Consider the following 11,881-nt stretch of genomic DNA (forward strand, 5'->3'; position numbering starts at 1 on the left):
CACTCTGACCGCGAACGGCCAAAGCTCCACCATCGGCAATGGCTTCATTCGTCCTCTCATGCGGCTTGACGGACCAGGACTGTCCACATAATCGAATCCGACGTGATCCGGCTCCGCACCCGAGAAGGGATGAAGGTAGCCAAGGCCAAGGGACGACTGCGTGGCAAGCAACCCAAGCTCAACCCCCGGCAGGAGGCACACCTGGTCAGCCTGTTTGAGACAGGGGACCACAGCACCGCCGAGCTCGCCGACCTATTCGGTGTCGGGCGCTCCACCGTCTACCGCGCCCAACAGCGCCACCGAGCAGCCAACCGGGCATGAGAGCCCAGAGCCGTCCCGCAGAAGCACACCCATACGGGACAGCAACGGTTCAGTGCCTCGACATCACCATGCGCGCCGCAGCCCATTCCCCAGGAGACTCGAGATCGGTCCGCCCAATCTTCAGTGTCCGCGGGCCGGAAGCAACGGTTGACCCACTCAACACGAGATCGCTAAGGTCTCACATTATGAGAATCGAATCTCAACCCGTGGGACGTGACTATCCGCTCGGGCATCACCCTGCTGTCCTGGCGTCGCACGGCGCCCGGACAGCGAGCAACTCGTGCGGCTACCTCCTCCCGCATCTGCGGGAGGGAATGAGCGTTCTCGATGTCGGATGCGGGCCAGGAACCATCACGCTTGACCTGGCCGCGGTTGTCGCGCCGGGACTGGTGACGGGCATCGAGAACGTCGAGGACCCGCTGGTGACTGCTCGGCGGGAGGCTCAGGAGAGAGGCGACACCACGACCGTCTTCGAGCAGGGCGACGTCTTCGCGCTCGGATACGATGACGATTCCTTCGATGTCGTGCACGCTCACCAGGTTCTCCAGCACGTCACGGATCCAGTGGCCGCGCTCGGGGAGATGTCACGTGTCTGCAAGCCCGGCGGCATCGTGGCAGCGCGTGACGTCGACTACGAGGTCATGGCCTGGCATCCCGCCTCTCCCGCGTTGACGTTGTGGCTCTCCATCTATCGCACGACGGCGAAGCTCAACGACCACCAACCCGACGCCGGTCGTCATCTGCGGCAGTGGGCCAATGCCGCTGGATTGGAGGACGTGGCGATCACCGCTTCTAGCTGGTGCTACGCCGACTCCGAATCGACGAGGTGGTGGGGCGAATCCCAGGCAGACCGCGTGCTTACCCCGGCTTTCGCCGCACGCGCGGGCTCACAAGAGCTCTTGGACGCCGACCTGCACGACATGGCCCAGGGCTGGCGGGCATGGGGCACCAATCCTGACGCCTTCTTCGTGATGATCCACGGCGAGATGCTCGCGAAACCAGCCCGACTGACACCTGCCGACACCAGCCGTCCTCGATTCCCTGCCTAACCGCGCCCCTCGGTGTGAACCGACGTCCGCGAGTTGATCTGTGACCGAAGCAGGATCGCGCTTCGGGACGTTCGTAGGGGGATCGGAGGTCACGCGCCGCGGGATTCGGCGACTCTGCGGAGCCAGTAGCGAAACCAGTCGGGTCCGTACGGCACGTAGACCCGGATCGGTACCTCTCGCGCCGTGAGCTGGTGGAGTATCTCTGGGCGCACTCCGAGCAACTGCTCGACCGGCACCGGGCCGAGCGCGAGCAGCAATGCTTCCCGCAATCGACCGTCGTGCGTCGCCATCGACCATGCCGCCCCGGCGGCCTGGAGGCGGAAGCCAAGGTGCAGGTAGGCGACGTCGGCGGCCTCGCCGTAGGGATGGGAGCCCGTCGGCTCCAGGTAGGCGCCCTTGACCAGCCGCACGTGAACCCCGGCGGCCGACAAGATGTCGACGTCGCGCTCGGAACGCAGCAGGTTGGCCTGCACCGTTGCGCCGACCCGGTTGGCCAGACCACGCCCGGCGACGTCGAGTATGCAACCCAGGACCGCGTCGGTGCGGGCGGCGTCCTCCGCGCCGACCTGGATACGCCGACCCGGCGGCAGCACTTCGGCGACCGTCGCCAACCGGTCAGCGGCGCCGGTCGGATCGGCGTCGATCGCCAGGTGGGACAGATCCAGCGACAGCCACACGTCAGCGGGCGGCATGGGAAGCGCGGCGGCCAGGGCCAGGTAGTCCTCAGTGATCCGATCGGCGGTCGCCTGATCCCGTACTCGCTCGCCGAACAGGTCGACGCTGACCCCGTGACCCTGCGCAAGCAGGTCGAACGTCGCGATCAACGCTTCATCCCGGGAACGCCCGGCTACGTAGCGCGACGCCCCCCGCCACGCCTGAGCGTCCCCGCCCGGCACCGCCTTGAAGATCCGCTCGAAACGCTCACTCGTCGCCAGCCGGAACAACACTGCACGGTCAACACCCACGACACCACCCTGGCATGCGACCGAGGACTGCCCCGCAGGCGGATCGTCTAGCGGGCTGTGATGTCCGGTCGGCCAGCAGCACGGGCAGGCCAGCCCTGAACCAACTTTTTGAACTGGGCCTGGCTTCAAAACTTTGACTGCATGTCGACAGATCTGCCGACGATCCGTCAGTCTGCAGATCGCTCCCGCCTCGCTTGCGTGAATATGCAGCCGCCAGATCCACGAATTTGCAGATGCGAGATCACCAGAGCGGCACGCAGATCCGCCCGCCGGGGCGTCCCCTGACCCTGGCGAAGCCCGGGCTACGCAGGCCAATTGAGCCACACGACCAGGGTGGGCACCGATGTGAGAGCGACAGGACGCGCGACGTGAGACATGGCCGTCAGTGTCGGTGAATCACCAGGTCGTCGACGTTCATCTCCAGCCCGGCGAGCACGTCGCCGGCGTCGAACGCCTGTCCCGGTGCCGCGGCGCCGGTCCGCTGACTACGTCCGTCGAGGAGCCGGACCGCGCCCTCGACGACGATCGGAGCGGTGACGGCGTAGATGTCACGGCCTACGGCGCTGAGGCGGCGGGTGTCGGAGCCGCGTCGTACGACGACCTCGACAACGAACTGCTGGGCCGATCGCCCGACCTCGTCGGTCGCGGTGGGGGGCGGGGTGGCGCTGTCGTGGAGGTCCTCGAGCGGGGCGGTGTTGAGGTAGGAGCGGAGCTCGCCCACGTCGAGGTGCCGGTGGATTGTGATCACCTCGGAGAACGGCAGCTCCACAACCTCCAGCTCGCCGAGCGGCTCGGGGTAGGACCAGGTGCCGGTGGGCGCGGGGCTCGGAAGCGCAGCGAGCGCCCCGTCTCGGATCACCATTCGGGTGGCCGTGTTGCGGGCGCCGGTCTCCCGGGTGCCGGCTGTCGGCCACCAGCGGTCCAGACCGATGGCGACCTGGATCTCGTCTGCCTGCGTGTGGCCGGCGAGCGCGGTGGTGGCCAGCAGGTCGGCGAGCCCGCCGTAGAACGCCATCGCCGGGACGACGGTGACGCCGGCCTCGCGAGCGGGGACGTCGAGGTCGCGGTAGAGCTGCTGCACGACGGGCTGCTCGGCGGTGACGTCGAGGTAGTGAGCGCCCGCCTGGACCGCCGCGTGCGCGAGCGGAAGTGCGGTGTCGAGGAACGGACCCGCGCAATTGATCACCGCGCCCACGTCGGCGACGGCCTCGCGCAGCAGGTCGGCGTCTTCGAGTCCGACGACCCGGTGGTCGAGCCGCCGATCGGAGGCGGCAGCGAGGCGGGCGGCACTGCGTCCGGCCAGCACAGGTGTCAGCCCGCGCCGCAGCAGCTCCTCGACGACGAAGCGCCCCGTGTGGCCGGTGGCGCCGTAGACCAGGACCCGCTCAGTTGTGTTCATGCGGACAATCCTCGGACGCCCCGCTGGCCCGCACGAGCGTCTGAAACGACGCGCTGCGTACACTTTCGGACATGCCCCGGGTAGCCCTCGTCATGCATGCCTCCGCGATGCTCTACGAGTCCGCGATCGCCTCGGAGATCTTCGGTGTCGACCGCTCGGACCTCTCGCCCAGTGGCCGCTGGTACGACCTCGTGGTGTGCACCGCCGACGGCACTCCCCACCCCTGGCTGCCCAACCTGCCGACCGCGTCGTACGCCGAGATCGCCCGCGTCGATTCCGTCATCGTCTCGTCCACCGACGACCTGGAACCGCACTCCGACCCGCAGCTAGTCGAGGCACTGCGCGCGACGCACGCGCTGGGCGTCCGGGTCGCGGCGCTCTGCACGGGCGCCTTCGTACTGGCAGAGGCCGGGCTCCTCGACGGTCGGGTCGCGACCACGCACTGGATGCATGCGGAGGAGCTCGCCCGGCGCTACCCGCAGGTCGACGTGCGTCCCGACGTCCTCTACGTCGACGAGGGTGACGTGCTCACCTCGGCCGGCAAGACGGCCGCGCTCGACCTTTGCATCCACCTGGTACGCCGCGATCTCGGCGCGTCGGCCGCCAACGGGATCGCCCGCCGACTGGTGGTGCCCGCCCACCGCAGCGGCGGGCAGGCGCAGTTCATCACCCCTCCCGATGCGCCGCGCACCTCCGAGGGGCTCGCGCCGACCCTGCAGTGGGCCCGTGCCCGGCTCGACCAACCCCTCACCGTCCGTGAACTCGCCGGGCGGGCCGGGCTCAGCACCCGCCAGCTCGCCCGCCGCATGCACGTCGAGCTCGAGACCGGCCCGCTCGACTGGCTGCACCAACAGCGCATCGCCCGGGCCCAGGAGCTCCTCGAGCGCACCGACGCCGCCGTCGAGCAGATCGCGACCAGCTGCGGCATGGGCACGGCCGCCACCCTCCGCCGCCACTTCCGCCGGGCCCTGGGCGTGACCCCGACGGCGTACCGCGCGACCTTCCGCCTCGGCTGACAGGACAGAGAGGTGAGTGCGTTCGTCGCCCGCGACGGCAGTGTCGCGTGATGAGAACAACGGCGACTAACGTCTAAGCTCTCTTCCGGCCGACCACCCAGCGCCGCTTGATCTGGTCAGCCCCACCGACCTAACGCCGACCGCCCTCGCTGCCGACCTCCATCACCGGCAGACATGTCGAGATACGGGAGAGACCGACGGAGCTTCCGCGGGCTACTGGACGAATCGGCCCGCTCGTGGCCCGCTCGGTCAAAGCAGGGAGTTTCGACGTTGGCGGAAGGTGCCGCGGCTGCCCCGCATGGCGCCCCTTGGACGATCGTCAGCAACGCCACCCGTGACCTGTGGCGTCTTCGCAGAGCGCTGGTCATCGGAACTCGGGCCGATCCTGCGCTCCCGCTCGCTACCGAGGGCTTGCGGGGAGATCGTCGAGAGATCCGCGCGACCGACTTTCGCTTCACGGGTGATGAGGTGGCTTGCTACCTCAATGACCTCAATGACCTCAATGGCTTTGAGCTTACGGCCGATGACATGAGTCGTCAGCCGTGACGCCATTCCGTCACGTCGTCAGACTCCGGTGGCGCCGTGCCGAGGTCGTCGCCGTCGGTCGTGATGCCAAGGCCGAGCACGGTGCGGTTGGCATAGGCGAAGTAGGCCGCCACTTGGTTGATCTCGAGGATCTCGCCGTCATCGAAACCAGCGGTGCGAAGGGACTCGACGTCGACCTCGCTGATCGATCGAGGCGACTCGGTCAAACGCCGGGTGTAGTCGAGGGCGGCCAGCTCGCGTCCCTCGAAGGCCTCGTCCAGCCGGCCAGCGGTGATGGCCGCCACGATGGTGGCGTGACGGTCGTCGTCGCCGAGCAACTTGCGCAAGCCGGCGGAGTGATGGTCGACACAGTAGGCGCACCCGTTCAGGTGGCTCACCTGAACGCCGATGGTCTCCAGGAACGGCACGGGCAACTGGTTCTGCGAGTGGTGCAGCACCGCCTTGTACAGCCCGAGGTGCCCGGTCAAGGTGTGCGGGCGCAGGCTGTGCGCCAGCAGGATGTTGTCGATCGCGCCGTGCGGGCCGGCGATGCGGTCGTAGGTCTCGCGCAGGCGAGATGCTGCATCCTCGCGGCCGATGGTCGCGATCCAGGTCATGGCCGGACCGTAGCAGGGGGACTGCCGCCTCAGTAGCGCTCAGCGCCTGGCGCACCGCATCGCCTGCCGGGTTCAGGTCGTCTTTGAATGCCGTCACGACGTGACTGGCCACCGTCGGGTCATCGAACGGCGCGAGACCCAACCATGCCTTCGTTAGCGACGGCTCGATCCTGCTGTCAGGAAAGTCGGCACCAAGGACTCAGTTCCCCAATGCGGTCACCCGTCCCATGCCGATGATCTTGAAATGCTATCCACGGTTGCTTGTGGCCACTCTTGCACTCCACAACTGCGGCTATCGGGCTCTTCGTACCTGCGGTGGGGGCGTGAGCAACACGGCATGATGCGATCGGCGTGAACGAGGACAAGGCCTTCCAAGATCGGTTGCGACCAAGCTGACCGACCGGAAGACCTCGACGATGTCAGAGCCTACGGCGTGCGACCGCGCGCGCTCGTCTCCAGATCCGACCTACTGCGAGCGCTGCGACGTGCTCGTCGGCCTGGACGGCTTCCACGTCGTCGAGGTCGCCGAGCACCGCGGTCGCGTCCGCGTGGTCGAGTCGCCAGCCGTGGTCGAAGGCTGTCGGACCTACGGTGTCGTCGCGTACAGCCACGGCCGGCGCGAGGTCCGTCTGATCGACGTGCCGTGCGGGCGCTAGCTGGCAGTCAGGCGCACACGACTACGCGCCGCGGCCGACGGCGCCGTCTGACAGAACCTGACCGACGAGGTTGTTGCCACCTCGACACCGGCATCGCATTTCGACAAGCTCAGTCTGGGTAGCGCTCCCGCCAGAGAACGTGCACGACCGGGAGGGTCAGTCCGAGGAACTGCCAGAGCTCCCAGTGCAGGTTGGCCTCGACATGGGCGAGAGCGTCGGCGCCGTACGTCGTCGTCAGCTGCGCGCGCTGGCGGCGTAGCCGAGCGAGCTGGAGAAGCTTGCGGGAGACGGGACGGGTCCGCTCCTCGGCGTACTCTCGCCAGCGGGTGCCGATCTCGATCGTCTCCTCGAGGAGGAGCCCGGCCGCGGCGTACGCCGCCATCAGTCGCGCGGGATCCAGGTTGGCCGTCACAACTCCCCGGTGGTGAGTGAGCAGCTCACGGTCCGCGTCGGTCAGACCGTTGTCGACAACAGTGAAGACGACCATGGCCCCGCCTGGCCGGAGCACTCGTGCGGCTCCACGGAGGACGGACGGCAGATCGGCGACCTGTTCCAGGACATCGCGGCACCAGACCAGGTCGACCGATCCCGAGGCTACTGGAGCTTCCTCCAGCATCGCCTGGTGAAGAGTGACCCGGCTGGTCAACCCGGCGGCCGTGACCGCGACAGTGGCCCCTTCGACGTGTGCGGGCGCTGGGTCGACACCGATGCCGTTGATCTCGTGTCGACGACAGAGTTCGATCAGATGGGAGGCGTCGCGGCAGCCGGCGTCCAGGACGACGTCACCGGGCCGGATCAGGTCGGCCGCGATGTCGAAGAGCTCGTCGGGTCCGGTCGGGTCCAGGCTCACGTCAAGGTGGTCGTAGATCCGCCACGTGTCCGGTCCGTAGGTAGCGACTAGCGCCTCGAGTTGGCCCGGCTCCATGACGTCTAGACTAGCCGCCACCGAACCAGTGCCAACGCCTCAGCGGAGTGCAACCCACTCCCCGTGCAGCATGCCGTAGAGGTCGGAGTCACGCCATCCGTCGCGAAGGCGGATCGCGTCTCGGAGACGGCCCTCGTAGCTCATCCCGATTCTTTACAGGACTCGGGCGGACGGGCTGTTGCGTGGGTCGCAGGTGGCGGCCAGCCGGTGACGCATCAGCGGCGGGCTGAACGCCAGGTGCAGCCGCTCGGTGGCGATGGCGGGTCGCGATCCCGCGGCCCCAGTGGTCGACATGGACCGCGTAGGCGATCTCGCCCTGAGCCCACTGGCGATTGCGGACCGTCAGCTCGCCCATTCCGACAACCAACCCCGACTGCTGCGCCGCGCGCATCGCGTCGAGTGCATACTTCCAACCCCGCTTGACGTCTTGAGGCGGCCTTCATCGAACAGTCGGGGGTCTCAGTTACCTCGACGGACCCATCCCAGCATCGACAGGGAGGCGATTCCGATCGCTAGCCCAATGGCGGCATGCGCGAGATCGAACCGCATCAAGGAGGCTTCCAGAAGGACCATCTTTCCAAGGCCTCGTTGCTCGCCAAGTTCTGCAAGGCCTTCGTACTGGCCCACGGCGCTGCCGACTAAGCCTCGATCCACCGATGAGCTTGAGGTTGTGAGCGCGTCGTGAAGTGAGAATGCCCTTACGTGCTGGGAAAATCGGACTTCTTCAGGGTCCCAATTCTCACCAAGACGAAGGGCATCTCGTAGATGCAACTTTGCCACACGCCCCGTGCCACGTCGGCAGTGTTCGATGATCCCAATCTCGTGTCGTCGGCCGGGCTGGTCCCGGTCCTCGCGCTGGCCCGATCCGCGGGACTCCAGGAACTGGCCCAAGCCCACCTCACTGTGCCGACCGACAAGGGCGCGAACGCGGGGTTGAAGGTGTCCTCGCTGGTCGCCGGGATGGTCGCCGGCGCGGACAGCATCGATGACATGGCGCTGCTCCGTCACGGCGGGATGGGCCGGGTGTTCACGAACGCCTACGCGCCCTCGACGCTGGGTTCGTTCCTGCGCACGTTCAGCTTCGGCCACGTCCGCCAGCTCGACGCTGTCGCCTCGAGGTTCTTGGCCGGGCTGGCCGAGCAGGCACCGCTGATCGTGACCTCACCTGACACCAGCGAGCGGGTGATGATCGACATCGACGACACCATCGTCGAGGTCCACGGGCACGCCAAGCAGGGCTCTGGCTACGGCTACTCCGGCGTGCGTGGGCTCAACGCGCTGCTCGCTGTCGTGTCCACGAGCCAGTCCGCGCCGGTGATCGTGGCCCACCGGCTCCGGAAGGGATCATGTGGTTCACCGCGGGGCGCGAAACGCCTGGTCGCCGACGCGTTGAAGACCACCAGCAAACTGCCCGCCAAGTCCGATCTGCGCCCGATGCTGCGAGCCGACTCCGCGTTCTACGGCGCCGAGGTGGTCAACGCGGCGTTGCGCGGTGGCGCCGACATCTCGGTCACCGTGCGAATGGATCCCAAGGTCAAGGCGGCGATCGCCACCATCGGTGACGATGCCTGGACCACCATCGAGTACACCGACGCCGTCTTCGATGAACCCACCAACACGTGGGTCTCCCGCGCCGAGGTCGCCGAGATTCCGTTCACCGCGTTCACTTCCAAGAAGAAAGCCGACCAAGTCACCGGACGGCTCGTGGTCCGCCGGATCCCCGACCTCAACACGTCCGCCAAGAATGGTCAGGAGACGTTGTTCGACACCTGGCGCTTCCACGCCTTCTTCACCACCACAGACCCGGCCGTGGCCGGCACGGTGGCCGCGGACAAGACCCACCGCGGCCACGCGATCATCGAACAGGTCCACTCCGACCTCAAGGGCTCCGCCCTCGCGCATCTGCCATCGGGAAAGTTCGCAGCGAACGCCGCCTGGCTCGTGCTGGCCGTCATAGCGTTCAACCTGACCAGAGCAGCCGCGACCATCACCGGCCCGGGACTCGCCAAAGCCACCACCGCGACCATCCGCCGCAAGCTGATCGCCGTGCCCGCCCGGGTCGCCTCCTCGGCACGAAGAGTGACTCTGCACCTCCCGACCGGATGGCCCTGGGAGACCGCCTGGAGCGACCTGTTCACCCGGGCCTGCGGACCACCACCGGCACCGACGACCTGACCACCCCCAGCCGACACCGGCACAACGACCAACCCGGAACAACCTGGCAGCGAGGCCAGACGGTCGGCCACGCCCACACACTCGAAGACCCCGCCTCAGCGACCGCGGACGCTCAGCCCCTGCCCATCGGTGGATCGAGGCTAAGGCGGACAGAACTAGGAAGACGCATGCTGCGTACCATCGGCGCAACGCAGACTCCTTCATGTGATCCGGTTCGATACACCGGTGACCGTGCTCGGACGGGACGCGCACACTCGCACGCCGTGGGTCTGGGTGCGCTCATCGGCAGGTCCAGGAGTTCGCGCGGATCGCGGCATGCGCGTGCGTTACAGATCGCGAATCTCGGCCAGCAAGGCCGCTGGTACTCCACGCCACTCGTCGCGCCCCCAAGGCGGATTCTCTCGCGACTGCTCCTCGGTCGTTGGGGTCAGGGAGTAGCACGCGTCATTGCCGTCGCCACGTGGGTTCGCCACGAAAAGGCGTCCCTCCATCTCGAACAGGAGAAGGTCGCCCTCCGAGGCGCGCACCGCTGCGATGAACGTGGAGCCGTGCTCCGTCACGAAGGACCACGGGTCACTGTCGACTACAGACACTTCCGGCACGCAGCGACAGTATCGCCCGCTCATCGGCAGATCCGCGCGCTCCGGATGCTTGCGTGGCGGTAGCGGACAAAGTCGTCGTGTACCTGACGTCTTATCTTTCGCTACTGACACTTTCGCTTGACGCAGTCAGGCAGACAGTGTCGAGATGCAGGAGAGATTGACGAACTTCCCGTGGGCTACTTTGCCGAACCGCCTCCTCATAGCCGACTCGGTCAAAGTAGGCGGCTCGGCGTCGAGGGAGAGCGATGCCGCCTCCTGCCCCGTATGAGGTCCCCGTCCCGGGATCGTCTCCGGACGGCTCAACTGGGACGAATATGTGTGGCGGCGACCGCGATCTGCGGCTTCGCCGCTGAGGGTTGAGCTTGCGGGACGAGTCGGGCGACGCGGCCCGCCGAGCAGGGTCGTGTGTCCCTGCACGGTGCATGGAGCTGTTCTCAAGCACACGACCGTGCTCTGGTGCACGCTCTCGCCGCTTCGCGAGGACGCCGTGCCCTGACGAGCCGGGATCCCGAGACCGAAACCGGGAAAAGTGGACGCAGGCCGTCCGGAACCCTTGCTAGCGTGCCGCCATGAGCGACACACCCGAGGGCCTCGAGATCGTCCCGCTCACACCCGACACCTGGACGATGTTCGACGCCATGGTCGCCCGCCATAACGGGATCTTCGGCGGCTGCTGGTGCATCTGGTTCCACCCCGACAGCGACGAGCGCGGCCAGGGCGCGGAGGCCAACCGGGCGCTGAAGAAGCGCTATGTCGAGCAGTGCGCGGCCCACGCGGCGCTCGTCGTCGACGGCGGCGAAGCGGTGGCGTGGGCGGAGTACGGCACGCCGGCCGAGCTCCCCAACATCCACCACCGCAAGCAGTACGACGCCGAGGCCGACCTCACCCCCGACTACCGGGTGACCTGCATCTTCGTCGACAAGCGGTACCGTCGGCGCGGGCTGGCCGAGACCGCGCTCCTCGGCGCGGTCGACCTGATCTCCCAGGCAGGCGGCGGCGTCGTCGAGGGCTACCCGCACGTGCCGGGCGAGAAGAAGATGTCCTCCTCGTTCCTCTACAACGGCACCCGGGCGATGTACGAGCGCTGCGGCTTCGACTTCGTGCGGCCCAAGGGGATGAAGAACACCGTCATGCGGCGCACCGTCGCCCCGGCCGGCTGACTGCGGTCCGCCCCCGCCGACGCCCGGTCCCCGGGCAGCCGGGCCCTCAGGCCTCCGGGATCTCCCGACCGAAGGCCTCGCGGGTGACGTCCTCGGGCTCGGGGCCGCCCCGAACCCCGGTGTCAAGGGAGTCGAGGGCGGCGAGCTCTTCCGCGGAGAGGTCGAAGTCGACCACGGGATCACCCGGTGGCCGTCGCCTATGTCGGTAGCGATCCACCGGGATCCGTACACCACTCTGCTGGACGTAACTCTCACTCTTATCAGTAGGAGAGGGCGAAGGTCTTCTGTGCACGTCTTCTTTCGACGGTGATCGATGCGTTCCAGCTGGGGACGGTTCCGGATAGGCTCACGAGCAGGAGCAGTGCGCTCACGAACAGGTAGGCCGTCGTGACGGCAGGCGGTCCGGGCTGGTCGCTCATGGCATCCGTCCGACCACATCGGGCCAAGAACGGCATGAGACGGCCCGATCCG

The 11,881-nt window shown here is 67.5% G+C and carries 13 protein-coding genes; 6 read left to right on the forward strand and 7 right to left on the reverse strand.

What is annotated here, in order from left to right; all coding sequences use genetic code 11:
- Positions 1 to 102 precede the first annotated feature (102 nt).
- Both H4Q84_RS13395 and H4Q84_RS13400 read left to right on the forward strand, forming a co-directional pair.
- Positions 103 to 321: a helix-turn-helix domain-containing protein gene (locus H4Q84_RS13395; protein ID WP_248579599.1), complete on the forward strand. Its 219-nt coding sequence runs from the start codon at positions 103 to 105 to the stop codon at positions 319 to 321.
- Entirely contained in the window at positions 318 to 1,370 is a 1,053-nt protein-coding gene (locus H4Q84_RS13400) for a methyltransferase domain-containing protein (RefSeq protein WP_248579600.1), read from the forward strand. Before H4Q84_RS13395 ends, H4Q84_RS13400 begins: the two co-directional genes overlap by 4 nt.
- A gap of 89 nt (positions 1,371 to 1,459) precedes the next feature.
- Here H4Q84_RS13400 and H4Q84_RS13405 read toward each other — a convergent pair whose 3' ends face one another.
- On the reverse strand, positions 1,460 to 2,335 hold the full coding sequence (locus H4Q84_RS13405) for a proline dehydrogenase family protein (RefSeq protein ID WP_248579601.1): 876 nt from the start codon (positions 2,333 to 2,335) through the stop codon (positions 1,460 to 1,462).
- 382 nt (positions 2,336 to 2,717) lie between these two features.
- The gene (locus H4Q84_RS13410) at positions 2,718 to 3,734 is read right to left on the reverse strand and encodes a saccharopine dehydrogenase NADP-binding domain-containing protein (RefSeq protein WP_248579602.1); all 1,017 of its coding nucleotides are present in this window, start codon (positions 3,732 to 3,734) and stop codon (positions 2,718 to 2,720) included.
- A 71-nt stretch (positions 3,735 to 3,805) separates the two neighbouring features.
- On the opposite strand from H4Q84_RS13410, the gene H4Q84_RS13415 reads away from it, so the two are divergent.
- Positions 3,806 to 4,750, forward strand: coding sequence for a helix-turn-helix domain-containing protein (locus H4Q84_RS13415; protein ID WP_248579603.1), 945 nt, complete (start codon positions 3,806 to 3,808; stop codon positions 4,748 to 4,750).
- Positions 4,751 to 5,286: 536 nt separating this feature from the next.
- Here the strand turns inward: H4Q84_RS13415 and H4Q84_RS13420 are convergent.
- The gene (locus H4Q84_RS13420; RefSeq protein WP_248579604.1) at positions 5,287 to 5,892 is read right to left on the reverse strand and encodes a peroxidase-related enzyme; all 606 of its coding nucleotides are present in this window, start codon (positions 5,890 to 5,892) and stop codon (positions 5,287 to 5,289) included.
- Between the two features lie 416 nt (positions 5,893 to 6,308).
- On the opposite strand from H4Q84_RS13420, the gene H4Q84_RS13425 reads away from it, so the two are divergent.
- Entirely contained in the window at positions 6,309 to 6,548 is a 240-nt protein-coding gene (locus tag H4Q84_RS13425) for a hypothetical protein (protein WP_248579605.1), read from the forward strand.
- 109 nt (positions 6,549 to 6,657) lie between these two features.
- Here H4Q84_RS13425 and H4Q84_RS13430 read toward each other — a convergent pair whose 3' ends face one another.
- Positions 6,658 to 7,473, reverse strand: coding sequence for a class I SAM-dependent methyltransferase (locus H4Q84_RS13430; RefSeq protein ID WP_248579606.1), 816 nt, complete (start codon positions 7,471 to 7,473; stop codon positions 6,658 to 6,660).
- Positions 7,474 to 7,626: 153 nt separating this feature from the next.
- The gene (locus H4Q84_RS13435; protein WP_248579607.1) at positions 7,627 to 7,767 is read right to left on the reverse strand and encodes a hypothetical protein; all 141 of its coding nucleotides are present in this window, start codon (positions 7,765 to 7,767) and stop codon (positions 7,627 to 7,629) included.
- Between the two features lie 471 nt (positions 7,768 to 8,238).
- Here H4Q84_RS13435 and H4Q84_RS13440 point away from each other — a divergent pair, with 471 nt between their 5' ends.
- Together H4Q84_RS13440 and H4Q84_RS13445 are read left to right on the forward strand one after the other, a co-directional pair.
- Complete coding sequence (locus H4Q84_RS13440) at positions 8,239 to 9,648, forward strand: IS1380 family transposase (RefSeq protein ID WP_248579608.1); 1,410 nt, start codon at positions 8,239 to 8,241, stop codon at positions 9,646 to 9,648.
- Between the two features lie 1,171 nt (positions 9,649 to 10,819).
- A complete protein-coding gene (locus H4Q84_RS13445) occupies positions 10,820 to 11,410 on the forward strand; it encodes a GNAT family N-acetyltransferase (RefSeq protein WP_248579609.1) in 591 nt (196 codons plus the stop codon).
- 46 nt (positions 11,411 to 11,456) lie between these two features.
- On the opposite strand, the gene H4Q84_RS23195 is transcribed toward H4Q84_RS13445, so the two are convergent.
- Together H4Q84_RS23195 and H4Q84_RS13450 are read right to left on the reverse strand one after the other, a co-directional pair.
- Positions 11,457 to 11,585, reverse strand: coding sequence for a hypothetical protein (locus tag H4Q84_RS23195; RefSeq protein WP_282580239.1), 129 nt, complete (start codon positions 11,583 to 11,585; stop codon positions 11,457 to 11,459).
- Between the two features lie 85 nt (positions 11,586 to 11,670).
- Positions 11,671 to 11,829, reverse strand: coding sequence for a hypothetical protein (locus H4Q84_RS13450; protein WP_248579610.1), 159 nt, complete (start codon positions 11,827 to 11,829; stop codon positions 11,671 to 11,673).
- Between the last annotated feature and the right edge of the window lie 52 nt (positions 11,830 to 11,881).

The sequence above is a fragment of the Nocardioides sp. InS609-2 genome (genome assembly GCF_023208195.1).
Taxonomy (GTDB): domain Bacteria; phylum Actinomycetota; class Actinomycetes; order Propionibacteriales; family Nocardioidaceae; genus Nocardioides.